We start from the raw sequence: 25,093 nt of genomic DNA, 5'->3' as shown, positions 1-25,093 counted from the left end.
CGCCGGTGACCGCTGCGGTGGTCGGACCGGGTGAATGGATCAGGACACAGGGAGAACGCAATGATGCGACGCCTGGCATGGATAACAGCAGGATTGATGGCCGTGGCCTTTCCGGTCGCGGCGCAACAGGCCGGTCACGCCAATCGCGCGGTGGGCCTGCATGCCGGCCCTGACGCGCAATACCGGCGTGTGGGCGACGTCCAGCCCGGCGGTGCGCTCAAGGTCTACGGTTGCCTGAAGAACGGGGCATGGTGCGATGTGCGCTCGCCCGATTCGCGCGGCTGGATGCCGGCGCAGGCCATCGCCCTGGATCGCGGCAGCGTGACCCGCGTAGTCCCGGTGGTGCCATTTTCGCTGGACACCTACTGGGATACGCATTATCGCGGCCGCGAATGGACCGTCGAGAGCGAGCGCGCTTACTGGCGCAGGCATGAGCCAGGCACTCCCCTGGCCCCGGGCATGATCGCGCGGCCCGCCGAGGCGAGTGTGCCGCCGCCGACCCTTGGCGCCGCGCCGCCGCCGCAGTGGGTGCCACCCGGCGAACGCATGTATCAGGCTCCGCCACCGGATGTTGTAAAGCGCAACCGCGAAAGAGAAGCGCGCGAAAGCGATGCACGCATCCAGCGGGAACGTAAACGCTATGAGAACGATCCGCCCCAAACCGGTTGGTGGCCGCCGCGGCCTTACCAGCTGCAGGACCACAACTAGCGCGTGTTCTGTCGTTTGAGATGACAGACGTTGGCCGTCAGCGCTCCATCACATCGGTCCGAACAGCGATGTTGCATGTGTTGCGGCGAACCTGCACCACTGGATATCGCCATATTCATCATGCGCCTGGCGATGCGCTGCAGATCGTGTTGGAACCTGCGGGATCGCGGCCGGCGCTGCGCTGCCTTGCCGGGCGTTGGCCTGGTGGTGCGTTCGCGTTACGTTGAGGTTGCTTTCGCTGTATCTGCGCCCATCGCCGGTCCCGACGTGGTTGGATCGCGCGGAGTAATCGGAACATAAGGAGAATGCGATGACACGTCATCTGTCATGGATTGCAGGGGGGCTGATGGCGGTGGCCTTTCCGGTCGTGGCGCAACAGATCAGCCACGCTAGTAGCAGCACCAGTTTGCGCGCCGGCCCGGCTGCGGAATTCCGGCGCGTTGGCGATGTGCAGCAGGGCAATACGCTTCAGGTCTACGGTTGCCTGAAGAACACGATATGGTGCGACGTGCGTTCACCCGATTCGCGTGGCTGGATGCTGGCCAAGGACATTGCATTCGATCGCAAGGCGGTGACCCGCGTGGTGTCGTTTTCGCTCGATGACTACTGGGATGCGCATTATCGCGGCCGCGAATGGACCGTTGAGAGCGAACGTGCGTTGTGGCGCGACTATATGCCGGGCGACGCTCCCAGCCTGGACATGATGGCGCCCAGTAACGACCCGGGCGCTGGCCCGGACACCATCGCAAAACGTGTCAAGCAAGAAACCCGCGCAAACAACGAACGTACCGCGCGGGAGCGGGCGCAGATCGATGCATACCAGAGGTCGCGCATACGCATGGACAGGCAGCAGGACGAGCTCCATCGCTGCAAGCGATCGGGACTGGAGAGTAGTGCCGTGAAGAGCTGTATCGACGAGAAGCGTACCTCTTTCGAGAACGAAGAACGGCAACGTGAATTTTTCAAGCGTGACGATTAAGAGCAAACCGGTCGTGTGCAAGACGACCGGCTCGCACCGGGCGATCAGGTAGCAGGGCGCGTGCGATGACGCGACATCGGTCGTGCCTCGCTCGTCTCAGACACGTCAGGGTCATCACCACGCATGCCGACAAGGCCGCCGGTTCTTCCGGCTGCACCGCGCTCATAGGGCGAGCTTCGCTGGCGGGAGGTGGATCGGCCAGGAGGCTTGACGCAGTTCAAGAGCGACTTACAGCGCCAATGCGCCCGTAGTCAGGCGCTGTGTTCGGAGTCGGCATTACCACGCACCCGCTCCGGTTCCGGTGCGCGCCTCTTGCCGCCAACGATTGTTCACAAGGTTTCGATCCCCCGCCAGCATCGAACCGCTGCATTCCACAGCGTTCGATGCGCGCATGGCTGAGGCACGCCATGCACGCGCCATGGCGGACCGCCCGCCGCTCGCGTGTTCGAACCCATCGCCTGGCTAGTAGCTTGCCTTGCGACATGCCGTCGCCGAGGCTTCGCTCACCGGGCCGCGGCCTCGCACGTTCTGCTCGGCGCGGGCCTTGTCGATGCACTCCCGCTCGGCTTGCTCGGCACGCTCTCTCTTGGCCCCCTCCTGCTTCGCCCGCTCGGTCTCGGCCCGGTCACGTTGGATCCGCTCGCTGTCTGCGCGTGTTTCTGCCTTGGTACGTCTTGCGATGGAGGGCTTGCCCATCGCCGGCAGGCCCTCACCGGGGGCGAGGATCTCCAACTCCGGCGCGCTGCCCGGCGTATGCTCGCGCCAGAGCGCGCGTTCGCTCTCGATGGTCCAGTCGCGGCCGCTGTAATGGGCATTCCAGTACGCATCCAGCGAAAACCCAACGCTCGGCACAACGCGGGTCGCAACGCCACCGTTGAGGGCGATGGCCTGCGCAGGCATCCAGCCGCGCGCATCTGCCGAGCGCACGTCGCACCATTGGCGATTGTTGAAGCAGCCGTAGACCTTCAGCGCCCCGCCAGGCTGGACCTCGCCCACACGTCGATACTCCTCGGCAGGACCTGCGCGCAGGCCGGCCAGGCTGCTGGCATGCCCGGCGTGCTGCGCCGCCGCCGGCGCCGCCACAAGCATCAACCACAGTACAGTCAATGACGGACGTCGCTTCATTGCGCTCTCCTTGTGTCCTGATCAATGTATGCGATGCGGCCATGCCGGAATCGCACTGCCGCGACGACCACCTCGCTGCGCGCCTGTTGGCCACTGACGCACGGTGAACATGCCGCTCTGGAAAGTGCGTGCGGCCAGCAACCGATCGAACAGATTGCGTGGCAGCGGTTAGCCGGTCTGCACGCGAGTTGCACACCAGATACACCAGCGGCGTCTGCACGCCGTTGGCGGTATCGCGGCGGTTGGACCTGGCCGACCAGCGCGCCCTGCGCATCTTGCAGACGATAAAAGCGCACGTCCTCACGCCAGACCGGCGCGCCATCGGGTTTGACGGTCAGGCCATACAGGCTGTGGATCACATCGAACAAGCCGGCCAGCACCCTCGGCTCGGTGAAAGACGGCTTCACTTCCTGCTCGGAGACGCTGTTCTGCACTGGCACCCGGCAATCAATACCGCCGCCGTGTCCTCACACCCGGCCGAACACCAGCGTCGCGTTGGTGCCGCCGAAGCCGAAGCTGTTGGACATCACCGTGTTCAACGTGGCGTCCTGGGTTTGTCGCAGGATCGGGAAGCCTTCCGCACGTGGGTCGAGTTCGTCGATATGCGCCGAGCCGGCCATGAAGCCGTCGCGCAGCATCAGCAGGCTGTAGATCGCCTCATGCACGCTGGCCGCGCCCAGCGAATGCCCGGACAATCCCTTGGTCGAGGACAGCGGCGGCACGTTGTCGCCGAACACCTCGCGCACCGCGCCCAGCTCGGTGACATCGCCCAACGGTGTGGAGGTGCCATGGGTGTTGAGGTAGTCGATCGGCTGGCTGAGGCCTTGCATGGCCATCTGCATGCAGCGCACCGCGCCTTCGCCGCTCGGGGCGACCATGTCGGCGCCATCGGAGGTCACGCCATAGCCAAGCAGTTCGGCATGGATGCGTGCGCCGCGGGCGATCGCGTGGTCGTAGTCTTCCAGCACCAGCATGCCGCCGCCGCTGCCGATGACGAAGCCATCGCGCTGCGCATCGTAGGGGCGCGAGGCCACTGCAGGGCGATCGTTGAAGCCGGTGGACAACGCGCCCATCGCATCGAACATCACGCTCATGGTCCAGTGCAATTCTTCGCCGCCGCCGGCGAACATCACATCCTGCGCGCCGTGCCGGATCAGATCGGCGGCCGCACCGATGCAATGCGCCGACGTCGCGCAGGCGGCCGACAGCGAATAGCTCAGGCCACGGATCTTGAATGCGGTGGCCAAGGATGCGGACACCGCCGAACACATGGTGCGCGGCACCATATACGGGCCCACCTTGCGCACGCCACGGTTGCGCAGCAGGTCGGCGGTTTCCACCTGCCACTGGCTCGAGCCGCCACCGGAGCCGGCAATCACGCCGGTCCGCAGGTCGCTGACCTGCGCAGCATCCAGGCCGGCATCGGCAATCGCATCGCGCATGGCCAGGTACGCGTAGGCCGAGGCATCGCCCATGAAGCGCTTGAGCTTGCGGTCGATCAGGCTGTCCAGATCCAGCGCCACCGCGCCGCCGACCTGGCTGCGTAGGCCGGCCTCTGCGTGATCGGGCAATGCGGTGATGCCGGAGCGGCTTTCACGCAGTGCGCTTGAAACGGTGTCCAGGTCATTGCCCAGACACGAGGTAATGCCCATTCCGGTGACGACGACGCGGCGCATCAGAAATTCTCCGTTGAAGTGAACATGCCTACGCGCAGATCCTTGGCGGTGTAGATCTCACGCCCGTCCACCAGCATGCGTGCATCGGTCTGCGCCATCACCAGCTTGCGGTTGATCACGCGGCTGATATCGATTTCGTAGCTCACCAGCTTGGCGCTCGGCAAGACCTGGCCGGTGAACTTGACCTCGCCGCAGCCCAGCGCGCGGCCACGGCCGGCTGCGCCGATCCAGGTGAGGAAGAAGCCGGTCAGCTGCCACATCGCATCCAGGCCCAGGCAACCGGGCATCACCGGGTCGCCGATGAAGTGGCAATCGAAGAACCACAGATCGGGGCGCACATCCAGTTCGGCGCGGATCACGCCCTTGCCGTACGCACCACCGGTGTCGTTGATCTCGGTGATGCGGTCGAACATCAGCATCGGATCGTTGGGCAGACGCCCGCTGTCGGGCCCGAACAATTCCCCGCGCGCGCTGGCCAGCAACTGGTCACGCGAGTACGCATTTTGACGAGTCATCACGAACATTCCTGCAAGCAGCGATAAGGCCAAGCCCGCAAGGGTGCATGAGGGCGCGCGGTTCAATCAAACGTTTTATCCGTACGCATGCGTGCTGTTTTCCGCCGTTTGCGTGGAGCGGCAGGCAATCTGTGCCAGCGGATCGATGGCGCGCCACACCTCATGGCATGCAGCCGTGAGACTGGGGCGGGGAGGCGCAGGACCCGCTGCCAACGGCTTGCGCATGTGGTGTTGCGTCGCGGTCGCGCTCGCCAGGCGCGATGCCAGCTCAAGGCATGAGACGCGGCTGATTTATCATGGACGGCCTATCGATGGAGAGACGCCAGTTTGATGCGCAAGATCGTGCACGTGGACATGGATGCGTTCTACGCGTCCGTGGAGCAACGTGACGATCCTTCGCTGCGCGGCAAACCGGTGGTGGTGGCCTGGCGCGGCGCGCGCTCGGTGGTCTGCGCGGCATCGTACGAGGCGCGCACCTTCGGCATTCGTTCGGCCATGCCGGCGATCCGTGCCGAGCGTCTGTGTCCGGATGCGGTCTTCGTGCCGCCGGATTTTGCGCGTTACAAGGCGGTGTCGCGGCAGGTGCGCGAGATCTTTCATCGACACACCGATCTGGTCGAGCCGTTGTCGCTGGACGAGGCTTATCTTGATGTCACGCACGCCAAGACCGGCATGCAGTTGGCTACCGAAATCGCGCAGCTGATCCGTGCCCAGATCCGCGAGGAAACCCAGCTCACCGCGTCGGCCGGCATCGCACCGAACAAATTTCTCGCCAAGATCGCCTCGGACTGGCGCAAGCCCGATGGGCAGTTCGTCATCGCGCCCAGCCGTGTGGATGCATTCCTGCTGCCGTTACCGGTCAATCGCATTCCCGGCGTCGGCAAGGTGATGAACGGCAAGCTGGCCGCGTTGGGCATCGTTACCGTCAGCGATCTGCGGCTGCGTCCCCAGGAAGAATTGCAGGCCCATTTCGGCAGCTTCGGGCAGAGCCTGTATCGCCGGGCGCGCGGCATCGACGAGCGCCCGGTGGAACCGGATCAGGAGGTGCAGTCGGTGTCGTCGGAAGACACCTTCAGCGAAGACATCGCGCTGGAGGCGCTGGATCCGCACATCCTGCGCCTGGCCGAGAAAACCTGGCTCGCCACGCGGCGCACCGAGCGTATCGGGCGCACGGTGGTGCTGAAATTGAAGACCTCCAATTTTCGGATTCTGACCCGCTCTTACACGCCCGATCAGCCACCTGCCTCGCTCGATGCATTGGCAGAGATTGCACTGGCGCTGACCCGACGGGTGGAGTTGCCGGACGACACCCGATATCGGTTGGTCGGTGTGGGACTGAGCGGTTTCAGCGATGTGGAGCAGGGCGCGGTGCAGGGCGACTTGTTCGGCGATCTGCCGCAGGCGCAGTGAGCGCGCCGCGTTGTGCATGCAGTACCGCTGCCTGGGCGTGCTACCCGCATCCGACGCAAGCGGGGACATTCCGCTTGCCTCCCCGGCGGTGACACGCGCTGAATCCTGCACTTCGTACACTGCAGTCCGCTCCCACACGAGGCCGTGCGCATGTTTCCGTATTCGCTGGTGATCTTCGACCTGGATGGCACGCTGGTGGATAGCGCACCCAACATCGCCGAAGCGCTCAATGCCACCTTGCAGGAGCTAGGGTTGCAGCAGTTCAGCGAGGCGACGATCCGCAGCTGGATCGGCGAAGGGGTGCACGTGCTGCTCGCCACTGCCTTGCGCCAAGCCGGCAGCACGCACGATGCCGACACCGAGATGCCGGTGATGATGCGTCACTACGCGGACTGCCTGTTGCACAACCCGCAGCTGTATCCCGGTGTTGCCGAGGCATTGGCCAGCCTGCGCGAGGCCGGCGTCACATTGGCGTTGTGTACCAACAAGCCAGCGCGTTTCATCGCGCCGCTGCTGGAGCATCTGGGCATCGCAGCGCATTTCAGCAGCGTGCTCGGTGGCGACTCGCTGCCGCAGCGAAAGCCCGATGCGGCGCCGCTGCTGCACCTGGCCAAACACTTCCAGCACACGCCGCAGCAGTGCCTGATGGTGGGCGATTCGGCCACCGATGCGGCCGCCGCAAATGCTGCTGCGATGCCGCTGGCGATGGTGCGTTACGGCTATCTGCGCGGCTTCGATGTGCAGACCTCCGGTGCGGTGGCCATTGTCGATGACATGCGGCAATTGCTTGCGTTGAAGTAGCCGCTCGGCAGCAACGGCGCGTGCTGAAGGCATCGCCAGTCACGGCGGGAAGTGACGGATGCGCGGCTGTGATATGGCCGCGTTTGTCGCATTGAATGGATGTCCGAGCGCATCCTATGTCTTCAGCGCGTTGCGGCCGGATTCGGCCAATGGCCAGCACCATGATCGCGTGCGCGTTGCCCCTCCCAACGCGGCGGCGCCGGCTGCGGGGTATCCGATGGTGTATCTGCTGGATGGCAACGCGGCATCGAGCAAACTGGATGAGCGCCTGCTCGAGAGCCTGTCCATGCACGGCGATGTGCCGGTGCTGGTGTTCATCGCCGACGACAGTGCGCTGCGTATCGATGCGGTGGAGCGCAGCCTGGATGACACGCCTGCGTGCTACGGCGATGGTCGGGTGGGGACCGATCCGCTCAATCCGCAGCGCAGAACCGGCGGCGCGGCTGCGTTCGCGCAGCTGATCGCAACACGTATTCGCCTCGCGGGTGGACGCGCGCGGGGCGGTGGGATCGTCAGCGATAGACGCGATGGGGCCATTCGGATGGCGGGTTGTTCGTGCTACAGGTGTTGCTGACGCAGCCAAAGCTATTCCAGCACGATGTCGCGGTCGCTCCGTCGCTGTGGTGGCGCGATGGGTTTGTCGTCCAGCAGGCGCAGCGCGTGCTCGATCGTGCACAGGAAGTCCCTGCAGACATGCGGCAGGCGAAGCGTCGTCTGAGGTTGAGGGCAGGCGAGGGCGCAGCGCCGGCGACCCCTGCAAAACCGGATCGTCCGGGGAGATCGCGTGCAGATCCATGTAGCGCACACCACGCGATGAAGATGCTGTCGTCGTCACCCGGGCTCGCCGCCGAGTACCAACCGCTGCCCGGCCTCGGCCATGGTCAGACGCCGGGCGCATCGCTCGCGCCGACCTTGCCAGACGCGGCGGCGCGTTGAAGGCGTGCTTCGGTGACGATCAGGCGATCGAGATATCGAAAATCGCATCGCTGCCGATCGCATCACCCACACGCAAGCATTGCGCGCCTGTCTGGTCTCGCATCGCCATCTGCTTCGAGCATCTCAGCGTGCGTCGTGTTGTTGTCCTTCCAGGCGTCATGCACGGTTCCCACTACATGCCGCCGCGCACCGGGAAATTTCGACAAAGACGTATCTCGACCTCACAGATCCAAGACATGGACGAACACTGCGGGATGTTTAAGAATCCGGACGTGATCCGGGAACGTCGACGCTGGCCAGAGGACCGATGCTGGATAAGGTTGACCCGGAAATATCAAGAGAAGAGTGGACGACATGACACGAGAAGCGCTTGAAAGAGACATCGGCACGGAAGTCCGCAGCTATGATGACTATGTACGCCTCGTTACGGATTTCATGGACAACCACGGCATTGAGGGCGATATCAACTCCTTGCTATGGGTTGCCCTGCATCGGAAAAGTGGCGCCTTGGTGGACGCGATAAGCTCGGTTCTTGGGCCCAGGCAGTCATTTTATGGGGTCGCAAAACGCGGCGACCACGCTGTCGTCGAGGAGTCGGTAGACCTCATCACCGACATTCTTTTGCAGCCATGGCATGGCGCGCATGAAGACCTGGTCGCGGAGCTTGAACATTTCCCTCACCTGAAAACGGTCGAAACACTGAGGCATATGGTGGAGATGAAGCCGCCTGTGCTGGCGCAGATAGACCAAGCAGATGCATTGTCTCGCAGGGCGATCTGGGGCCTCGGAAAAATGGCTTTGCCGTTGGATGCCAGGCAGAGTGATCCTGAGGTCGCGGACGCCGCAGTCAACGCACTGCGTCGGCTCTTGCACCATCCGGATCACAGCGTGGTGGAGCGTGCGCGAAAACAGCTTGACCGGATAGCGCACGCAAACAAGCTGTGAAATCACCCTGGTTTTTTCTTCGTCAGGCGTCGGCCCCGCACAGGACGACCAGGAACATCAGCCGCAGCGAGTTCGTTCGACAGAGTCCGGATGGGCGATATCCAGCTATACGAATGCGTCGGGAAAACACTTCCAGATCGCCCGATGCAGTACCGCAACAAGCGTCAGCTCGATCTGCACGGCCTGGGCACGGAGAAACACATCTGGTCGATGGTCAGTCGGTGGCGTCGCGCGATGCGGCGGATATGGCCGCAGTTTCGGGCGCAACGCGCGCGATGGCAGCAACCGAGTCCCTCAGCCCTCAGCCACGGTCAGGGGCGCTGGGTGCATCGCCTGCGCCAACCTTGCGCGCTGCAGCGGCACATTGAAGGCGCGATCGAGCGAGCAGTCGGTCAACGATCGAGATAGCGGCAATCGCCCATCTGCCGATCGCATCAGCAACCCTCAATCGTCGTGCGTCTGGCCTGGCGTCGCATCGTCGTCTGCTTCGAGCATGTCGCTATGCGTGTCGTCGTTCTCCGCCCGTGCGTAATGCACGGTTTCCACCGGCCCACCGACTGCGCGGCCGCGCACCGGCAACAGCGCACTGGCCGCTTCGTATTCGGCCAGCAAGGCATGCCGGCGTGCTTCCGGCACGTCCTGCCAATGGCAGTCGGTCAACGCGCCTTCCAGCGAATACAGCAGGTTGAGGCTGGGCTTGAAACCGGCGCGGCGGACCTTGACGAAGGCGCCCACCGCGCCCACCGCCTGCAGGTCCTGCTGCGTGCGCAGCCCGACCTGGCGCAGCCACGCTGCGCTTTTCGGGCCGATATTGCGCAGCCGTTCGGTGGTCATGTCAGCGCGCCGACAAAGACCTGCGCAATGGCTTCCAGGCCGCGCTGGTCGTCGGCATCGAAGCGATCCAGCTCCGGGCTGTCCAGATCAAGCACGCCGATCAGCGCATCGTCCTTGACCAGTGGGATCACCAGCTCCGAGCGCGACGCCGAATCGCAGGCGATATGTCCCGGGAAGGCCTCCACGTCGGCGATGCGCTGGCTCTGCCGGGTGCTGGCGGCCGCGCCGCACACGCCCTTGTCCAACGGAATGCGCACGCACGCCGGCAAGCCCTGGAACGGCCCCACCACCAGCTCGCGGCCATCGTGGAAATAGAAACCGGCCCAGTTGAGCGACGGCAGCGAATGGAAGATCAGCGCGGCCAGATTGGCGGCATTGGCGATCCGATCCGGCTCGCCGTGCACCAGTGCCTGGGCCTGGGCGGTGAGCTGGGCGTATTGTTCCGGCTTGCTGCCGGTCAGCGAAGAGGTTGCGAACATGGCCGAAGTTTAGCAGCGGCCATCCGCAGCGGCATTGCGACTCAGCCGCGCGTTCGGGTCCGCGCGCTATGCTGCGCGCCCTCAGGGCAATGGCGGCGCGGCCGCAGGAACGCATGCATGCAGCACTCGGCGTTGTATGTCACCGGCACCGACACCGGTATCGGCAAGACCATGGCCAGTACCGCGTTGCTGCACGCGCTGCGCGCACGCGGGCACTCGGCGGTGGGGATGAAACCGGTGGCCAGCGGCTGCGAGAACACGCCGCACGGCTGGCGCAACGAGGACGCGCTGGCGTTGCAGGCCGCCAGCGCTCCGCAACCGGACTACGCCACCCTCAATCCCTACGCCTTGCCCGCACCGCTGGCGCCGGAACTGGCCGCCGCCGACGTCGGCGTGACCTTGTCGCTGGAGCCGATCGCCCAGGCCTTTGCGCAATTGCGTACCCAGGCCGAGGTGGTGGTGGTCGAAGGCGTCGGCGGCTGGGCCGCACCGTTGAGCGCCGACCTGGACCAGGCCGACCTGGTGCGTGCGCTCCAGCTACCGGTGGTGCTGGTGGTCGGTGTGCGGCTGGGCTGCATCAATCATGCGCGCCTGACCGCCGCCGCCATCGCTGCCGATGGGCTGGACTGCATCGGCTGGATCGCCAACCAGGTCGATCCGCAGATGGAGCGTATCGAGGAGAACATCGCCATGTTGCGCCAGCGCCTGGCGATGCCGTGCTGGGGGCGTATTCCATGGCGACCGGATGCCGATGCCGCCATGCAGGCACACGGGCTGCAAGTGCCGATCTGAGTGAGGCCGGCAAGTTGGCGATTACGTAGCGGCCAGGCCACGGCTGCCGCTGGTTTCAACGGGCAGACAACGCCAAGCGCTGCAGGCATCGGCGACCAGCCAGCGTCTGTGTCCCAGACGTCGTCGGCACACTCGGTCGTTGGGCGCACTGCACCGTGCCGCCATGCGCCACAGGCCGCAACGGCAGCACGGGGCCCAACGTGTGGACAATAAAAAAGCCCGACAGAGGGAGGGATCTGTCGGGCCGGGATTGCATGGGGGGAGGGACCCATGCAAAGACGCTGAATTTTGGTGGCCGTTAGGTGCGCCGGGTCTTGCCTGTGCTCGCCTGCTCGCTGTTGGCGTGGAACTGCTGCTTTGCCAACGCGCCGAATGCATCGGACGCCTTCAACCCCAGACCGACAACTTCCTGATTGGCCGAGGCCAGACGTTCCAGGTTGTCGCGTGCCAGTTGCAGTCCCTTCGGCAACAGCGCCTGGTAGGCGCTCACGTCGCGGGCCTGTGCAAACTCGCCAAAGAAGCTGGTGGTTGCACTGACGTTGCGTTCGAGCGTCTTCAACTGCAGGCCAAACGCGTTTTCTGCGTGTTCCATCGCCAACTGGTTGGCGCGTGCCGCGGCGGAAGCAAAGCTGTTGAAGCCGTTTTCGAACTGCGCCGACATTGCGAACCCCTTGGGGAATGCGGTGACCGCCTGTTGCGTTGCAGCATACGCAGATACTGCTGCGATGCAACAAGTTTGCTGAAAATTTCCAGAACAGCTGTGGAAGTATTGAAAATTCAATAATTTAGCGCTGCCCCAGAAATGCCAAGGCCGCCCAGCAGGCGGCCTTGGGTCACACGGTGCGCTGGTGGATCAGCCGCGGTAGCGGCAGCCGGAGGTGCAGGTTTCATGCACCACGATCTCGCTCAGCGCGGGCAGGACAGGCTTGAGTTGCTGCCAGATCCAGATCGCCAGACGCTCGCTGGTCGGGTTCTCCAGCCCTTCGATGTCGTTGAGGTAATGATGGTCGAGGCGGTCGTAGATCGGCTGGAAGGCGGCCTTGATGTCGCCGAAATCCATGATCCAGCCGGTCTCGGCATCGGGTTCGCCGCTGACATGCAGTTCGACCCGGAACGAATGCCCGTGCAAACGGGCGCACTTGTGGCCGGGCGGCACATTGGGGAGCCGATGCGCGGCTTCGAGCGTAAAGACTTTGAAGATATCCATGCACGGCATTGTAAGTGCGCCAGCGGTCATGCGGCCGCTGGCGACGGCAACGTTGTGGTGCAGGTGTGGCCGATGCGGGCAGCTCCCGGTGCTCGATGGCGTCGCACCCAGGCATTGCAGGCCGCGGCGGGTTGGTGCTTGGCATCCCGGATCCGGTGTATGACGCTGCCTGGACACTGCGGGTATCCATCCGTGCGCGGCCACTGCAGTCGGTCAGGCGTCAGCGGGACACTGCCGGGGAAAACCGGCAGCCATCTCGGCTTGCCGATGTCGCGTCACAGGCGAGCGGCATGCTCGATCGGATCACGCAGCCAGACCATGAAAGGCGGGCTGACGGTGGGCGTTTCGCTGCGGCCGCGCAGCGCCAGTGGCCCTTGCCGGTGTCCTCGCGCACGACCGAGGCGAGCGCCTTCCCGTTGCGCCGCGCTGGCTCGCATCGGCTCGCAGGCCGGTGCGACCGGCGCATTGCAGCCATGGATGGACAGCGCGGACCGCCCCGGCGACAGGTCGCCCACAAAAAAGCCGCCCCGAAGGGCGGCTTTTTCTGTCAGTTCACCGCATGCCTGGGCGCCGGATACACCGGCGCGCAGGATTCAGCGCGTACCGCTCGGACGCTGACCACCACGGCCACCATCGCGACGGCCTGCGCCAGCACCGGCGGCAACACCGGCCTGACGCGGCCCGCTACTGCGCTGGCCACCCGGCTTCTTCGGGCCGGCATGCGCATGTGCCTGACGCGGTGCATCGCCATGCGGACGACGGGCGTGGCTCTTGCGCGGCGCGCGATCGCCACCCGGCTGTTCGGCACGGCCCGGGGCGCTGTTGCCCCAACGGATCGGGGTCTGCGGCTCGTAGCCCGGCACGTCGCGGATTTCCACGTCGCGGCCCAGCATGCGCACGATCTGGCGCAGCAGCTTGGCTTCGTCCTGCGCCACCAGCGAAATCGCTTCGCCGGTGGAGCCGTTACGGCCGGTGCGGCCGATGCGGTGCACGTAATCCTCGGCCACCATCGGCAGGTCGTAGTTGATGACCTTCGGTAGCTGGTCGATATCGATACCGCGCGCGGCGATATCGGTGGCCACCAGCACGGTCACGCGGCCGGCCTTGAAGTCGCTCAGGGCACGCATGCGCTGGCCCTGGCTCTTGTTGCCGTGGATCGCCGCGGTCTTGATGCCGGACTTCTCCAGGAACAGCGCCAGCTTGTCGCTGCCGTGCTTGGTGCGCGCGAAGACCAGGGTCTGCTCGCGGCTGTCCTGCGCCAGCAGGTGCAGCAGCAGATCGCGCTTGCGCGCGCCATCGACCGGGTGCACGCGGTGGGTGATGCTCTCGGCCACGGTGTTGCTCGGGGTGACCTGGATCTGCATCGGGTTACGCATGAACTCCAGCGCCAGCTGCTTGATGTTCTCTTCGAACGTCGCCGAGAACAGCAGGGTCTGACGGTCCTGGCGCGGCAGCTTGGTCAGGATGCGCTTGATCGACGGCAAAAAGCCCATGTCGAGCATGCGGTCGGCTTCGTCCAGGATCAGCACTTCGATGCCGGACAGGTCCACGCTGCGACGCTCGATATGGTCGATCAGCCGGCCCGGGCAGGCGATCAGCAGATCCACGCCACGACGCAGGGTGTCGAGCTGGTTGCCCATGCCGACGCCGCCGTAGATCACCGCGCTCGGAATGCGCAGGTACTTGCTATAGCCACGCAGGCTGTCGTGCACCTGGGTGGCCAGCTCGCGGGTCGGGGTCAGGATCAGCGCGCGCGGCTTGCGCGGGCCGTTGACCGGCTGCGGCGTGGTGCCCAGGTGCTGCAGCAGCGGCAGGCCGAATGCGGCGGTCTTGCCGGTACCGGTCTGTGCGCCGGCCAGCAGGTCGTGACCGGCCAGCACCAGCGGGATTGCCTGCTGCTGGATCGCAGTGGGGGTTTCGTAGCCCTGCTCGGCCAACGCGCGCAGCAGGAAGGGCGCAAGGCCCAGGGATTCAAAAGACATCAGGAAGCTCCAAGTAAAGCGTTGCCGCCAGGACGGGCCCGGAGCGCAGACGCATTGCAGATGCAAAAAGTGAGGCTCGGAGCGTTCCCGTGAACCGCGCTGCGAGATGGTGGAACAACCCAATCAAAGAGCGATGGGTTTGTCGGCACCACGAAAGGCGTCGGGTGGGGCGGGCGAGCGGATCGATCGATCCTGGCCTCGCCGGCTGTCCCTAAGGGAAACGGACGGCCGCATGCAGACCCGGCAAGTGTACGCGCGTTTGGCGCGCTGCACAAAAGGCGAGGTCATCGGTTGGGCTACGGGTCAGTTGTTTCAGTTGCAACCACTGTGGCGGCAGGCCGTACAATCGGCCGATCAGCCACAGCACAGGATGGTCATGAAGCTAGGTTCCCTGAAGGAAGGCGGCCGCGATGGCAGCCTGATCGTGGTCTCGCGCGACCTGAAAACGGCGGTCCGCGCCACCGGCATCGCCGCCACGCTGCAGCGCGCGCTGGAAGACTGGAGCAATGCCGCGCCACGGCTGAATGCCTTGTCGGCCTCGCTCAACGAGGGTAGTGCCGATGGCGTGTTCGACCTGGATCTGCAGGCATTGGCCGCGCCGCTGCCGCGCGCCTACGAGTTCGTCGACGGCAGCGCCTACCTGCCGCATGTGGAGCGCGTCCGCCGCGCACGCAATGCCGAGGTGCCGGAGAGCTTCTACACCGACCCGCTGATGTACCAGGCGACCAGCGCGGGTTTCTACGGCCCGCGCGACGCGATCAAGGTCATCAGCGCAGACCACGGCATTGATCTGGAAGCCGAACTGGTGGTGGTCACCGACGATGTGCCAATGGGCGCCTCGCCCGAGTTGGCGGCAGCGCACATCCAGTTGGTCGGCCTGGTCAACGACGTCTCGCTGCGCAACCTGATCCCGGCCGAGCTCGCCAAGGGCTTCGGTTTCGTGCAGTCCAAGCCGCGCTCGGCGCTGTCGCCGGTGTTCGTCACGCCCGACGAATTGGCCGATGCGTGGCGCGACAACAAAGTGCATCTGCCGCTGGTGACCCACGTCAACGGCGCCTGGTTCGGCGCGCCGGAAGCGGGCAACGACATGCAGTTCGACTTCGCCCAGTTGATCGCCCACGCCGCCAAGACCCGGCCGCTGTCGGCCGGCACGATCGTCGGCTCCGGCACCATCGCCAATCAGGACACCACGCTGGGCGCTTCGTGCTTTGCCGAGCAGCGCGTGGTGGAAACCCTGCGCGACGGCAAGCCGAGCACGCCCTTCATGGCGTTCGGCGACGTGGTGCGGATCGAAATGTTCGCCGCAGATGGCGCCAGCATTTTCGGTGCGATCGAACAGCGCGTCGAACGTCAACCGCTGCCATGACATCGGCGCAGGTCTCTGTAGAAAACCGTGCACGAGGTCGTCTATGAGTATGCAACTGGAACTGTTTTCGTACTGGCGCTCCAGCGCTGCGTATCGCGTGCGTATCGGCCTGCAGTTGAAGGGGTTGGCCTATGTTGCGCATCCGGTGCATCTGGTGCGCGATGGCGGCGAACAGCATGCGCCGACGTATGCGCAGCTCAACCCGCAGCAACTGGTGCCCACGCTGCGGCATGGCGCGGTGGTGATTCCGCAGTCGCTGGCGATCCTGGAGTATCTGGAAGACGCGTTCCCGGACAGTGCGCGGCTGCTACCCGCCGCAGCCGCCGAGCGCGCCCGCGTACGTGCGCTGGCGCAGGTGATCGCCTGCGATGTGCACCCGCTCAACAACCTGCGCGTGACGCAATTTTTTGAACGCCAATGGCGCCTGGATGCTGGGCAACGCCAGGGGTGGGCGCGGCACTGGATGGAGTGCGGATTTGCAGCGCTGGAAGCGCAGTTGGCCAACGATCCGCACACCGGCATGTTCTGCCATGGAAACAACCCGGGCCTGGCCGATTGCGTGCTGATTCCGCAGCTCTACAACGCGCATCGGTTTGCGGTGGAGCTGAGCCCGTATCCGACCTTGCGGCGGATCGAACAGGCGTGTCTGGCATTGCCGGCATTCGACGCGGCGCGGCCGGAAACGCAGCTGGATGCCGGGGTGTAGTGGTTGGGGTTTTCTGCGCCCTCATCCGCCCTTCGGGCACCTTTTCCCGCGAAGCGGGAGAAGGGAGGCGGCAGGAGCGGAGAGCTAAAAGCTAAAAGCTAAAAGCTAAAAGCTAAAAGCCCAACCCCAACGCCAAACGCCAACGCCAAACGCCAAACGCCAAACGCCAAACGCCAAACGCCAAACGCGAAGCCAAGGGCCGAATCCAAGCCAGAAGGCAGAGGCCTTGTCTTCCCTTCTCCCGCCTGCGGGAGAAGGTGCCCGAAGGGCGGATGAGGGCCGGGCGCAGTTGAGGGGCCAGTGCGCACCGAAATGACCGACGCACACCCACGCGCATCGGCAAACCAGCCCGCCGTTCAAACCCCATCGCCGCAACTGCAGGTGACTACCCCGCGATACGTTGACCCGGCCCTTCTCGCTGCGCTCTGCAACAAGGCAAGGCAACACCCAGCCACCAGATACACCGCCCTGCTAACTGAACCCGTGGCTGATCTGCGGTGACGCCGGCGATTCGTAATCTGCGTACGGGTCGTGCTCGCCGGAGCCGCCTTCGGACAGGCGGAACTTCAGCGCCAGGCCATCGCGCGAGTCGGCGGCGCGGAGCGCTTCTTCCTGCTCGATTTCGCCGGATTTGACCATGCGGAACAGGCATTGGTCGAAGGTCTGCATGCCTTCTTCCAGCGACTCTTCCATCGCCTGCTTGACCTCGTGCACCTGGCCGCGCCGCAACAGGTCGCGGATCATCGGGGTGTTGAGCAGCACCTCGGTGGCGGGACGGCGGCGTCCGTCCACGCCCTTGACCAGGCGCTGCGACACCACGGCGCGCAGGTTCAGCGCCAGATTCATCAGCACGTTCTTGTGCGCGCTTTCGGGGAAGAAATTGAGGATGCGCTCGATGGTCTGGTCGGCGTTGTTGGAGTGCAACGTCGCCAGGCACAGGTGGCCGGTTTCGGCAAACGCAATCGCCGCCTCCATGGTCTCGGCATCCAGGATCTCGCCGATCAGGATCACGTCCGGCGCCTCGCGCATCGCGTTCTTCAGCGCGCTCTGGAAGGCATGGGTGTCCAGGCCCACCTCGCGCTGGTTCACGATCGACATCTTGTGCTTGTGCAGATATTCGATCGGGTCCTCGATGGTGAGGATGTGCCCGGTAGTGGTGCTGTTGCGGTGGTCGATCATCGAGGCCAGCGAGGTCGACTTGCCCGAGCCGGTGGAACCGACCACCAGCACCAGCCCGCGCGGGGTCATGATGACGTCCTTGAGCACCTGCGGCAGGTTGAGCTCTTCGATGCTGGGAATCCGGCTGCGGATGGCGCGGATCACCATGCCGACCTCGCCACGCTGCTTGAACACGTTCACGCGGAAGCGTCCGGCGTCCTGCAGGGCAATGGCCATGTTGAGTTCCAGCTCGCGCTCGAACTGCGGCACCTGGCCTTCGTCCATCAACGAGTAGGCGATTTTCTTCACCATCCCCGGCGGCAGGCCCGTATTGCCGAGCGGGTAGAGCTTGCCTTCGATCTTGATGTACACCGGCGCGCCGGTGGTCAAGAACATGTCCGAGGCGTTCTTCTCGGTCATCAGCTTCAGGAAGTAGCCGATATCCATGCGCAATGGTTCCCCAACAAACAGCAGCGTCTCGTTGCAAGTCCGCCGCAGGCTTCCGACAATGGCCGCGATCGAGACTTCTCGCTACGGCTCCCCTAATGACGGCTAGCTTCGCATACTTGCGGCGATCCCTGTGTGGCATCGCCTGTTTCATGGTTCTTTCCTCTCCGGTTGCCGCCCAGGTGGCGCCGGAGCTCACCGCCGCCGAACAGGCCGTGCAACGCGCCACCCAGGCCGATGCCGACCAATACGCCCCTGATCTGGTCAATCTGGCCCGCCAGGAATTGATGCAGGCCCAGCAGGCTCAACTGGACAAGCGCCAGCGCAAGCAGGTGCCGCAGATCGCGTTGCGTGCGGCCGCCGATGCCGATCTGGCCAAGGCGCGCAGCGAAGAAGCTGTGGTCAGCGCCCAGCTGGAACAGCGGCGCAAGGAAGTGGCGCAGTTGCAGAACAGCCTCAACACCGGGGAGGGCGGCCGATGAACCTGCGTCCATTCCTTTACATCGGTGTGCTGAGTCTGGCGACATTGCCGCTATCGGCGATGGCCGCCAAGGACGACCCGCAGGCCGACGCGCTCAACCGACGCCTGGCGATGCTGCAGAACGATCCGCAGACGAGCGAGGTGGCCCGCTTCGAGCGGCTGCAGGCGCAGCAAAGTGTGGCCGCCCTGGCCGAGGCCAAGCGGCGCGACCGCGACGAACTGGTCTTTCTGGCCGATCGTCGGGTCGAGATCGCCGAGCTTACTGCCCGCACGGCGCTGGCGCGGCGCGAACTGGACCGGCTGGAAAGCACCCGCAACGATCTGCTGATCGAAGCCAGCCGCCGTGATGCCTCGCGCGCCCGGCAGGAGGCCGAGCGCCTGCGCGTGCAGACCCAGATCCAGGCCGAAGAGGCCGAGCGCATGCGTCAGGCGGCCGAGCAGGAGACCCTGGCCCGCCAGGACGCCGAGCTGGCGCTGACCAGCGTGGCCGGCAAGCAGACCGCCAAGCTCAATGCGGCGCAGCAAAAGGCCGTGCAACTGGCGCACGAAGAAGCCGAACTGGTGGCCGGGGCGAAACTGCCGTCTGCCAAGTTCGATAGCCGCGGCGAAGTGTTTTCGTTGGGCAGCGGTGCGTTCGGCGGCAAGGCTGCACTGTCTGGCGATGCCACGGGCCAGGCCAAGGCGTTGGCCGAGTATCTGAACATCGGCAAGAAAGGCCGGGTCAGCATCGTCGGCTACGACACCGATCCCGCAACGGCCAAGAAGCGGGCAGAAGCCGTGCGCGACGCCCTGGTTGCCGCCGGTGTCGCCAGTGCACGGGTGCAGGTCAGTGGCACCAAGGCCGCAGCCAGCAAGAGCCGCGCTGCCGAGGTCGTTGTCGCGCCATGATGCAACTGTTTGGAAGTTAAGGGCTTTTAACCCGGGCATGACGCCCGGTTGAACCGCGGTCACTGATTGGTACAGGGAACGGCAAAAGCGGCCTTTCCGGCCTTGAACCCCCTCCGCGACCGGCGTAGGGTCGTACCTCCGGGCAGCAACTCCGCTGCCTGGATGTACGGAGGGCCGGGCCAGTGACGCAAGGGCGCGCATCAACGCAATCGGGTGGAAAGGTGTCTGGTTCTGCCTGTGCGCTTGCCGTTGTGGTCCTTGCTGACGTGATCCGCGAGTCTTCCATCCCCAAGCAGCGCCCCGTGCCGCCAGCGGCCGGGGCGTTCTTGTTTTAAGTGAAGGAGGTAACGCCATGTTCGAAGGGCAACCGCAGACCGAAATCGACGCATTGGTCAAGTCCGATCCCGAGTTCAAGCAGCTCTACCAACGGCACAAGCTCTTGAACAAGAAATGCATGGATGCCGAACTCGGGGTGCTTCCCATCGATGACGTGACCTTGGGCCAGATGAAACGCGAGAAATTGCAGGCCAAAGAAAAGCTCACCCGGATGTACGACCAGCGCACCCACTGATCCTTCCCCACCGTTAGAACAAGTTCACCGTCGCGGGCGGTGGCGGCCTCCTCGTCGGCTTGCCACCGTCCGCGTCTTTTGTTCTGCGGGGCCGCGGCGCGTTGCGCGCGTTTGCCGAGCCCGCTTGTTCATGCGCGGGCGCGTTCGCTTCCAGCCTGAATGAGCATTCCCTAGCCGTTCGTCGGATAATGGGCGGCCAAGCCCCGCGCGACGCAGTGACATATCCCCGATGGCGATCCATTCCTCCGTACTCGAACTGATCGGCAACACGCCGATCGTCAAGGCACAGCACCTGGACACTGGCGTCTGCGAGCTGTTCCTCAAGCTGGAGGCGGCCAACCCCGGTGGCTCGATCAAGGACCGCATCGGTCTGTCGATGATTGAAGCGGCCGAACGCCGTGGCGATCTGAAGCCCGGCGCAACCCTGGTCGAAGGCACCGCCGGCAACACCGGTCTGGGCTTGGCGCTGGTGGCGCAGCAGAAGGGCTACCACTTGATCCTGGTGGTGCCGGACAAGATGAGCCGCGAGAAGATCTTCAACCTCAAGGCCATGGGCGCCCAGGTGGTGCTGACCCGTTCGGACGTGGCCAAGGGCCATCCGGAGTACTACCAGGACCTAGCCGCCAAGATCGCTTCCGACACGCCCGGCGCCTACTTCATCAACCAGTTCGGCAACCCGGACAACCCGGCCGCGCACGAATTCGGCACCGGTCCGGAAATCCTGGCGCAGATGGACGGCGATCTGGACGCGATCGTGTTCGGCTGCGGCAGCTCCGGCACCATGACCGGGCTGTCGCGCGCCTTCGCCACGGCCTCGCCGCATACCGAACTGGTGCTGGCCGACCCGGTCGGCTCGATCCTGACCCAGTACATCGAAGAGGGCACAGTCAGCGAAAAGTCCGGCAGCTGGTTGGTCGAGGGCATCGGCGAGGACTTCCTGCCGGATATCTCGGATTTTTCGCGGGTCAAGAAGGCCTATTCGATCAGCGACGCGGAAAGCTTCCACACCGCGCGCGAGTTGCTGGCCAAGGAGGGCATCCTGGGCGGCTCGTCCACCGGCACCCTGCTGGCGGCAGCACTGAAGTATTGCCGCGAGCAGACCACGCCCAAGCGCGTGCTGGTATTCGTCTGCGATACCGGTAACAAGTACCTGTCCAAGATGTACAACGACTACTGGATGCTGGACAACGGTTTCCTGGAGCGCCCGCAGCACGGCGACCTGCGCGACCTGATCCTGCGCCCCTACAACAAGCGCGACACCGTGGTGGTGGGTCCGAAGGACCTGCTGACCACCGCCTATCAGCGCATGAAGCTGTATGACGTCTCGCAGCTACCGGTGATCGACGACGGCGAGCTGGTCGGCATCGTCGACGAGAGCGACGTGCTGCTGCATGTGTATGGCGATGAGGCGCGCTTCCGCGACCCGATTTCCACCGCGATGGTCAGCAAGCTCGATCGCCTGGATGTCGCCTCCCCGATCGAAGCGCTGCTGCCGGTGTTCGATCGCGGCCAGGTCGCCATCGTCATGGACGGCAACCAGTTCCTGGGCCTGATCACCCGCATCGATCTGCTCAACTACCTGCGCCGTCGCGTGCAGTGATCGCGCAAGCCCGCGCGTGTCAGTGAGACGCGCGGCATTGGCCGTTCAGACCTGCTTGTTACAATTCGCCACTTTTCCGGGAACCTCCATGTCCAATCGCACCACAACTAGCCACGATGGCGAGCGCGAACTCTCGCTTGCCACGCGGGCGATCCATGGAGGGCAGTCGCCGGACCCCAGCACCGGGGCAGTGATGCCACCGATCTACGCAACGTCCACCTATGCGCAATCCAGCCCGGGCGAGCATCAGGGCTTTGAGTATTCGCGCACCCATAACCCCACGCGTTTCGCCTATGAGCGCTGCGTCGCGTCGCTGGAAGGCGGTACGCGCGCGTTCGCATTCGCCTCCGGCATGGCCGCCACCTCCACGGTGATGGAATTGCTGGACGCCGGCAGCCACGTGGTGGCGATGGACGACCTGTATGGCGGCACGTTCCGTTTGTTCGAGCGCGTACGTCGCCGCACCGCCGGCCTGGATTTCAGTTTCGTCGATCTGACCGATGCGGCCGCCTTCGAAGCCGCGATTCGTCCCGACACCAAGATGGTGTGGATCGAAACCCCGACCAACCCGATGCTCAAGCTGGTCGACATCGCTGCGATTGTCGCCATCGCGCGCAAGCACGGCCTGCTGATCGTGGTCGACAACACCTTCGCCTCGCCGATGCTGCAACGCCCGCTCGGATTGGGTGCCGACATCGTCGTGCACTCGGCCACCAAGTATCTCAATGGTCACTCGGACATGGTCGGCGGCATCGCGGTGGTCGGCGACAACGCCGAACTGGCCGAACAGATGGCTTTCCTGCAGAACTCCATCGGTGGCGTGCAAGGCCCGTTCGACAGCTTCCTCGCCTTGCGTGGCCTCAAGACCCTGCCGCTGCGCATGCGCGCGCATTGCGAGAACGCGCTGGCGCTGGCCCAGTGGCTGGAAACCCATCCCGCCGTCGAGAAAGTGATCTACCCCGGCCTCGCCTCGCACCCGCAGCACGCGCTCGCCACACGCCAGATGTCAGGTTTCGGCGGCATCGTCTCGATCGTGCTCAAGGGCGGCTTCGACGCAGCCAAGCGGTTTTGCGAAAAGACCGAACTGTTCACCCTGGCCGAGTCCCTCGGTGGTGTGGAGAGCCTGGTGAACCATCCGGCTGTGATGACCCACGCCTCCATTCCGGTAGAACGGCGCACGAATCTCGGCATCAGCGATGCGCTGGTGCGGCTGAGTGTGGGCGTTGAGGATGTGGGGGATTTGCGTGCCGACCTTGATGACGCGCTGGGGAACTGACATGCACGATGTGTTGCAACGGGCGGCTCGCATTTCGCCGACCGGTCCATTCCATGCCTGGCTGCACTATCCCAGTTTGACCATGGAAATGACCCGGCGTGACGTGCTCGGTCGCTATCGCGGCGCCAGCTTTGGTCTGCTGTGGTCGCTGATCAGCCCCTTTATGATGCTGGTCATCTACACACTGGCATTTGGCTACGTGCTGAAATCGCGCTGGCCCGGTACCAGCGGCAACATCGCGGACTTCGCCATGCTGCTGTTCCTCGGGTTGATCGTGCATGGACTGTTTGCCGAATGCCTGACGCGTGCGCCCACCTTGATCATCGGGAATTCCAACCTGGTCAAGCGGATCGTATTTCCGCTCGACGTGCTGCCGTGGACGATGGTGCTGTCGGCACTGTTCCATGCCTGCACCAATTCGTTGGTGTTCGTCGTGCTGAACCTGATCGTGCGGCATGAAATGCACCCGACGCTGGTTTTCTTGCCGATCGTGTTCCTGCCGCTGGCAGTCGGATTGCTTGGCTTGGGGTGGCTGCTGTCCTCGCTGAGCGTCTTCCTGCGCGACATCGGGCAGATGACCGGCGTGATCGCCACGGCGACGTTGTTCCTGTCTTCGGCCATCGTTCCGGTGAGCACGCTGCCGCCCAAATACCAGTTCGTCTTCCACCTCAATCCCCTGACCTTCATCATCGACGAGGCGCGCGACGTCGCGTTCTGGGGGCGTGCGCCGGATTGGGCGGGTTTGGGGCTGTATACGCTTGGCGCGTTGGCGTTCGCCTATTTTGGCTATTTCGTCTTTCAGAAGACGCGTCGGGGATTCGCCGATGTCCTCTGAACTCCAGGTTGCGTCACACGCCGTCAACCCGATTTCCAGCGACGCCGACCTGATCGTCGACGCACGCGGGGTCGGCAAGTGCTATCACATCTACGATCGCCCTTCGCACCGCTTGTTGCAGGGCTTGGTCGGCGGTTCGCGGCGCTATTACCGGGAATTCTGGGCGCTGCGCGGCGCCGACTTGCAGGTGCGTCGCGGCCAGACGGTCGGCCTCATCGGTCGCAACGGTTCGGGGAAATCGACGTTCTTGCAGATGATTGCCGGCACGCTGACGCCAACGGAGGGCAGCATCCAGGTAAAGGGGCGCGTCGCAGCATTGTTGGAACTGGGAAGCGGCTTCAATCCCGAATTCACCGGGCGCGAGAACGTCTATCTCAATGCGGCCATCCTCGGATTGAGCAAGGAAGAAGTGGATGCGGCGCTTGATCGCATTCTCGCGTTTGCCGACATCGGCGCGTTCATCGACCAGCCGATCCGCAGCTACTCCAGTGGCATGGTGGTGCGCTTGGCGTTTGCGGTGCAGGCGCAGGTGCATCCGCAGTTGTTGATCGTCGACGAAGCCTTGTCGGTCGGTGACGCAAAGTTTCAGGCCAAGTGCTTTGCGCGTCTGAAGCAGCTCAAGGACGACGGCGCTTCGATCCTGCTGGTCAGCCACTCGGCCGATCAGATCGTCCAGCATTGCGAGTTTGCCCAGCTGCTGGACAGCGGCCGCGTCCTGCGTCAAGGCAAACCCAAGGATGTGGTCAATGCCTACTACAACCTGTTGTTCGGTAGCGGAGATACCGATGCTCCCTCGTCCGATGCAGGCGAACGGGCTGCAGAGACGCCATTCGAAGAGACTGTGCCGTTTTCCGGCGCGGACAGTAGCTACGAGTCGCGCCCCAACTACAATCCGAACGAATTCCGCTGGGGCGACGCAGCCGTCCGTATCACCGACTTCGAGTTGCGATCGGCGAACACGCTTTACCCGCCGATTCTCGAATCCGGGCAGGAAGTACGCCTCGTGGTCAGGATGGTGTTCGATCGCGAGGTGGTCAGGCCGATCGTCGGTTTCACCTTGAAGACGGCCGAGGGGGTCGTGGTTTACGGCACCAATAGCGAGTACAAGCCGCTGCCTGCGTTCATTGCCGGCGGCATCGCCGGAAGCACGGTCGATGTCGTGGCCGCATTCCGCTGCGACCTGGCCGATGGCGACTATTTCTTATCCGTCGGCGTGGCCAGTCGCGGCGAAGAAGATGTGGTGCCCCATGACAGGCGCTACGACAGCATCCATTTCAAAGTGATCAACGCCGACTTTTTCGGTATGGGCGGGCTTGATATGCGGCTGGAGATAGCTGCGCCTCGCCAGTCCGACTGACCAGTCGCGTCGATGATTC

The 25,093-nt window shown here is 64.3% G+C and carries 26 protein-coding genes and 1 pseudogene; 17 read left to right on the top strand and 10 right to left on the bottom strand.

Annotation, left to right across the window (positions count from 1 at the left end; all coding sequences use genetic code 11):
* The first annotated feature begins 96 nt into the window (after positions 1–96).
* Positions 97–708, top strand: coding sequence for an SH3 domain-containing protein (locus tag GGR62_RS15990; RefSeq protein ID WP_260306179.1), 612 nt, complete (start codon positions 97–99; stop codon positions 706–708).
* Positions 709–1,018: 310 nt separating this feature from the next.
* Positions 1,019–1,687 carry an SH3 domain-containing protein gene (locus GGR62_RS15985; RefSeq protein WP_184408834.1) on the top strand — a complete coding sequence of 223 codons (669 nt, stop codon included), beginning with the start codon at positions 1,019–1,021 and terminating at the stop codon, positions 1,685–1,687.
* Positions 1,688–2,149: 462 nt separating this feature from the next.
* Here GGR62_RS15985 and GGR62_RS15980 read toward each other — a convergent pair whose 3' ends face one another.
* The 4 genes and pseudogenes from GGR62_RS15980 to fabA all read right to left on the bottom strand — a co-directional run bounded on the left by GGR62_RS15980 (position 2,150) and on the right by fabA (position 5,003).
* Positions 2,150–2,812 carry an SH3 domain-containing protein gene (locus GGR62_RS15980; protein ID WP_184408833.1) on the bottom strand — a complete coding sequence of 221 codons (663 nt, stop codon included), beginning with the start codon at positions 2,810–2,812 and terminating at the stop codon, positions 2,150–2,152.
* 93 nt (positions 2,813–2,905) lie between these two features.
* A pseudogene (locus GGR62_RS15975) lies at positions 2,906–3,243 on the bottom strand (M3 family metallopeptidase); the annotation flags it as partial.
* 36 nt (positions 3,244–3,279) lie between these two features.
* Complete coding sequence (gene fabB, locus GGR62_RS15970) at positions 3,280–4,488, bottom strand: beta-ketoacyl-ACP synthase I (protein WP_184408832.1); 1,209 nt, start codon at positions 4,486–4,488, stop codon at positions 3,280–3,282.
* The gene (fabA, locus tag GGR62_RS15965; protein ID WP_184408831.1) at positions 4,488–5,003 is read right to left on the bottom strand and encodes a 3-hydroxyacyl-[acyl-carrier-protein] dehydratase FabA; all 516 of its coding nucleotides are present in this window, start codon (positions 5,001–5,003) and stop codon (positions 4,488–4,490) included. Before fabA ends, fabB begins: the two co-directional genes overlap by 1 nt.
* A 330-nt stretch (positions 5,004–5,333) precedes the next feature.
* Between fabA and dinB the strand changes: the two genes are divergently transcribed.
* The 5 genes from dinB to GGR62_RS15945 all read left to right on the top strand — a co-directional run bounded on the left by dinB (position 5,334) and on the right by GGR62_RS15945 (position 9,095).
* On the top strand, positions 5,334–6,413 hold the full coding sequence (dinB, locus tag GGR62_RS15960; RefSeq protein ID WP_184408830.1) for a DNA polymerase IV: 1,080 nt from the start codon (positions 5,334–5,336) through the stop codon (positions 6,411–6,413).
* 150 nt (positions 6,414–6,563) lie between these two features.
* Entirely contained in the window at positions 6,564–7,214 is a 651-nt protein-coding gene (locus tag GGR62_RS15955) for a phosphoglycolate phosphatase (RefSeq protein ID WP_184408829.1), read from the top strand.
* Between the two features lie 58 nt (positions 7,215–7,272).
* Positions 7,273–7,788 (top strand): hypothetical protein, encoded by a 516-nt coding sequence (locus tag GGR62_RS15950; RefSeq protein ID WP_184408828.1) that lies wholly within the window; start codon positions 7,273–7,275, stop codon positions 7,786–7,788.
* A gap of 239 nt (positions 7,789–8,027) precedes the next feature.
* Complete coding sequence (locus tag GGR62_RS21310; protein ID WP_260306172.1) at positions 8,028–8,150, top strand: hypothetical protein; 123 nt, start codon at positions 8,028–8,030, stop codon at positions 8,148–8,150.
* A gap of 354 nt (positions 8,151–8,504) precedes the next feature.
* Positions 8,505–9,095: a hypothetical protein gene (locus GGR62_RS15945; protein ID WP_184408827.1), complete on the top strand. Its 591-nt coding sequence runs from the start codon at positions 8,505–8,507 to the stop codon at positions 9,093–9,095.
* Between the two features lie 444 nt (positions 9,096–9,539).
* On the opposite strand, the gene GGR62_RS15940 is transcribed toward GGR62_RS15945, so the two are convergent.
* Complete coding sequence (locus tag GGR62_RS15940; protein ID WP_184408826.1) at positions 9,540–9,929, bottom strand: TfoX/Sxy family protein; 390 nt, start codon at positions 9,927–9,929, stop codon at positions 9,540–9,542.
* Positions 9,926–10,408, bottom strand: a complete 483-nt coding sequence (locus tag GGR62_RS15935) for a GAF domain-containing protein (protein ID WP_184408825.1) — start codon at positions 10,406–10,408, stop codon at positions 9,926–9,928. Before GGR62_RS15935 ends, GGR62_RS15940 begins: the two co-directional genes overlap by 4 nt.
* Positions 10,409–10,525: 117 nt before the next feature.
* Between GGR62_RS15935 and bioD the strand changes: the two genes are divergently transcribed.
* Complete coding sequence (gene bioD / locus GGR62_RS15930; RefSeq protein WP_184408824.1) at positions 10,526–11,200, top strand: dethiobiotin synthase; 675 nt, start codon at positions 10,526–10,528, stop codon at positions 11,198–11,200.
* Between the two features lie 298 nt (positions 11,201–11,498).
* Here the strand turns inward: bioD and GGR62_RS15925 are convergent, their stop codons facing one another.
* The 3 genes from GGR62_RS15925 to GGR62_RS15915 form a co-directional block, all read right to left on the bottom strand.
* On the bottom strand, positions 11,499–11,861 hold the full coding sequence (locus GGR62_RS15925) for a phasin family protein (RefSeq protein ID WP_184408823.1): 363 nt from the start codon (positions 11,859–11,861) through the stop codon (positions 11,499–11,501).
* Between the two features lie 192 nt (positions 11,862–12,053).
* Positions 12,054–12,407: a 6-carboxytetrahydropterin synthase QueD gene (queD, locus tag GGR62_RS15920; RefSeq protein ID WP_184408822.1), complete on the bottom strand. Its 354-nt coding sequence runs from the start codon at positions 12,405–12,407 to the stop codon at positions 12,054–12,056.
* A 593-nt stretch (positions 12,408–13,000) separates the two neighbouring features.
* Complete coding sequence (locus GGR62_RS15915) at positions 13,001–14,389, bottom strand: DEAD/DEAH box helicase (protein ID WP_104549301.1); 1,389 nt, start codon at positions 14,387–14,389, stop codon at positions 13,001–13,003.
* Positions 14,390–14,696: 307 nt separating this feature from the next.
* On the opposite strand from GGR62_RS15915, the gene GGR62_RS15910 reads away from it, so the two are divergent.
* Entirely contained in the window at positions 14,697–15,755 is a 1,059-nt protein-coding gene (locus GGR62_RS15910; protein ID WP_184408848.1) for a fumarylacetoacetate hydrolase family protein, read from the top strand.
* Between the two features lie 43 nt (positions 15,756–15,798).
* Entirely contained in the window at positions 15,799–16,461 is a 663-nt protein-coding gene (gene maiA / locus GGR62_RS15905) for a maleylacetoacetate isomerase (RefSeq protein WP_184408821.1), read from the top strand.
* Positions 16,462–16,932: 471 nt separating this feature from the next.
* On the opposite strand, the gene GGR62_RS15900 is transcribed toward maiA, so the two are convergent.
* Entirely contained in the window at positions 16,933–18,066 is a 1,134-nt protein-coding gene (locus tag GGR62_RS15900; RefSeq protein ID WP_184408820.1) for a PilT/PilU family type 4a pilus ATPase, read from the bottom strand.
* Positions 18,067–18,164: 98 nt separating this feature from the next.
* Here GGR62_RS15900 and GGR62_RS15895 point away from each other — a divergent pair, with 98 nt between their 5' ends.
* The 7 genes from GGR62_RS15895 to GGR62_RS15865 all read left to right on the top strand — a co-directional run bounded on the left by GGR62_RS15895 (position 18,165) and on the right by GGR62_RS15865 (position 25,074).
* Positions 18,165–18,548 (top strand): DUF4398 domain-containing protein, encoded by a 384-nt coding sequence (locus GGR62_RS15895; RefSeq protein ID WP_326520267.1) that lies wholly within the window; start codon positions 18,165–18,167, stop codon positions 18,546–18,548.
* The gene (locus GGR62_RS15890; protein ID WP_184408819.1) at positions 18,545–19,435 is read left to right on the top strand and encodes a hypothetical protein; all 891 of its coding nucleotides are present in this window, start codon (positions 18,545–18,547) and stop codon (positions 19,433–19,435) included. The genes GGR62_RS15895 and GGR62_RS15890 overlap by 4 nt, the downstream gene beginning before the upstream one ends.
* 352 nt (positions 19,436–19,787) lie before the next feature.
* Positions 19,788–20,006 carry a YdcH family protein gene (locus tag GGR62_RS15885; RefSeq protein ID WP_168957165.1) on the top strand — a complete coding sequence of 73 codons (219 nt, stop codon included), beginning with the start codon at positions 19,788–19,790 and terminating at the stop codon, positions 20,004–20,006.
* Between the two features lie 229 nt (positions 20,007–20,235).
* The gene (locus GGR62_RS15880; protein WP_184408818.1) at positions 20,236–21,606 is read left to right on the top strand and encodes a pyridoxal-phosphate dependent enzyme; all 1,371 of its coding nucleotides are present in this window, start codon (positions 20,236–20,238) and stop codon (positions 21,604–21,606) included.
* A gap of 88 nt (positions 21,607–21,694) precedes the next feature.
* A complete protein-coding gene (locus GGR62_RS15875; protein WP_184408817.1) occupies positions 21,695–22,882 on the top strand; it encodes a cystathionine gamma-synthase in 1,188 nt (395 codons plus the stop codon).
* 1 nt (position 22,883) lies between these two features.
* Positions 22,884–23,717 carry an ABC transporter permease gene (locus GGR62_RS15870; protein ID WP_184408816.1) on the top strand — a complete coding sequence of 278 codons (834 nt, stop codon included), beginning with the start codon at positions 22,884–22,886 and terminating at the stop codon, positions 23,715–23,717.
* The gene (locus tag GGR62_RS15865; protein ID WP_260306169.1) at positions 23,665–25,074 is read left to right on the top strand and encodes an ABC transporter ATP-binding protein; all 1,410 of its coding nucleotides are present in this window, start codon (positions 23,665–23,667) and stop codon (positions 25,072–25,074) included. The genes GGR62_RS15870 and GGR62_RS15865 overlap by 53 nt, the downstream gene beginning before the upstream one ends.
* Positions 25,075–25,093 lie beyond the last annotated feature (19 nt).

Source organism: Xanthomonas sp. 3075 (assembly GCF_014197275.1).
In the GTDB taxonomy this organism is placed as follows: domain Bacteria; phylum Pseudomonadota; class Gammaproteobacteria; order Xanthomonadales; family Xanthomonadaceae; genus Xanthomonas; species Xanthomonas campestris_B.
Note: the sequence above shows the minus strand (reverse complement) of the source record. Positions and strands in the feature narration are given on the sequence as shown.

Bases quoted from the DNA above. Each gene is read 5' to 3' on its own strand.
- bioD (WP_184408824.1), top strand. From the start codon at position 10,526: ATGCAGCACTCGGCGTTGTATGTCACCGGCACCGACACCGGTATCGGC.
- GGR62_RS15895 (WP_326520267.1), top strand. From the start codon at position 18,165: ATGACGGCTAGCTTCGCATACTTGCGGCGATCCCTGTGTGGCATCGCC.
- GGR62_RS15915 (WP_104549301.1), bottom strand. From the start codon at position 14,389: ATGTCTTTTGAATCCCTGGGCCTTGCGCCCTTCCTGCTGCGCGCGTTG.
- GGR62_RS15880 (WP_184408818.1), top strand. From the start codon at position 20,236: ATGGCGATCCATTCCTCCGTACTCGAACTGATCGGCAACACGCCGATC.
- GGR62_RS15875 (WP_184408817.1), top strand. From the start codon at position 21,695: ATGTCCAATCGCACCACAACTAGCCACGATGGCGAGCGCGAACTCTCG.
- GGR62_RS15985 (WP_184408834.1), top strand. From the start codon at position 1,019: ATGACACGTCATCTGTCATGGATTGCAGGGGGGCTGATGGCGGTGGCC.
- GGR62_RS15925 (WP_184408823.1), bottom strand. From the start codon at position 11,861: ATGTCGGCGCAGTTCGAAAACGGCTTCAACAGCTTTGCTTCCGCCGCG.
- GGR62_RS21310 (WP_260306172.1), top strand. From the start codon at position 8,028: ATGAAGATGCTGTCGTCGTCACCCGGGCTCGCCGCCGAGTACCAACCG.
- maiA (WP_184408821.1), top strand. From the start codon at position 15,799: ATGAGTATGCAACTGGAACTGTTTTCGTACTGGCGCTCCAGCGCTGCG.
- GGR62_RS15935 (WP_184408825.1), bottom strand. From the start codon at position 10,408: ATGTTCGCAACCTCTTCGCTGACCGGCAGCAAGCCGGAACAATACGCC.
- GGR62_RS15990 (WP_260306179.1), top strand. From the start codon at position 97: ATGGCCGTGGCCTTTCCGGTCGCGGCGCAACAGGCCGGTCACGCCAAT.
- GGR62_RS15955 (WP_184408829.1), top strand. From the start codon at position 6,564: ATGTTTCCGTATTCGCTGGTGATCTTCGACCTGGATGGCACGCTGGTG.
- fabB (WP_184408832.1), bottom strand. From the start codon at position 4,488: ATGCGCCGCGTCGTCGTCACCGGAATGGGCATTACCTCGTGTCTGGGC.
- GGR62_RS15940 (WP_184408826.1), bottom strand. From the start codon at position 9,929: ATGACCACCGAACGGCTGCGCAATATCGGCCCGAAAAGCGCAGCGTGG.
- dinB (WP_184408830.1), top strand. From the start codon at position 5,334: ATGCGCAAGATCGTGCACGTGGACATGGATGCGTTCTACGCGTCCGTG.
- GGR62_RS15950 (WP_184408828.1), top strand. From the start codon at position 7,273: ATGCGCGGCTGTGATATGGCCGCGTTTGTCGCATTGAATGGATGTCCG.
- GGR62_RS15945 (WP_184408827.1), top strand. From the start codon at position 8,505: ATGACACGAGAAGCGCTTGAAAGAGACATCGGCACGGAAGTCCGCAGC.
- GGR62_RS15980 (WP_184408833.1), bottom strand. From the start codon at position 2,812: ATGAAGCGACGTCCGTCATTGACTGTACTGTGGTTGATGCTTGTGGCG.
- GGR62_RS15900 (WP_184408820.1), bottom strand. From the start codon at position 18,066: ATGGATATCGGCTACTTCCTGAAGCTGATGACCGAGAAGAACGCCTCG.
- GGR62_RS15890 (WP_184408819.1), top strand. From the start codon at position 18,545: ATGAACCTGCGTCCATTCCTTTACATCGGTGTGCTGAGTCTGGCGACA.
- GGR62_RS15885 (WP_168957165.1), top strand. From the start codon at position 19,788: ATGTTCGAAGGGCAACCGCAGACCGAAATCGACGCATTGGTCAAGTCC.
- GGR62_RS15870 (WP_184408816.1), top strand. From the start codon at position 22,884: ATGCACGATGTGTTGCAACGGGCGGCTCGCATTTCGCCGACCGGTCCA.
- queD (WP_184408822.1), bottom strand. From the start codon at position 12,407: ATGGATATCTTCAAAGTCTTTACGCTCGAAGCCGCGCATCGGCTCCCC.
- fabA (WP_184408831.1), bottom strand. From the start codon at position 5,003: ATGACTCGTCAAAATGCGTACTCGCGTGACCAGTTGCTGGCCAGCGCG.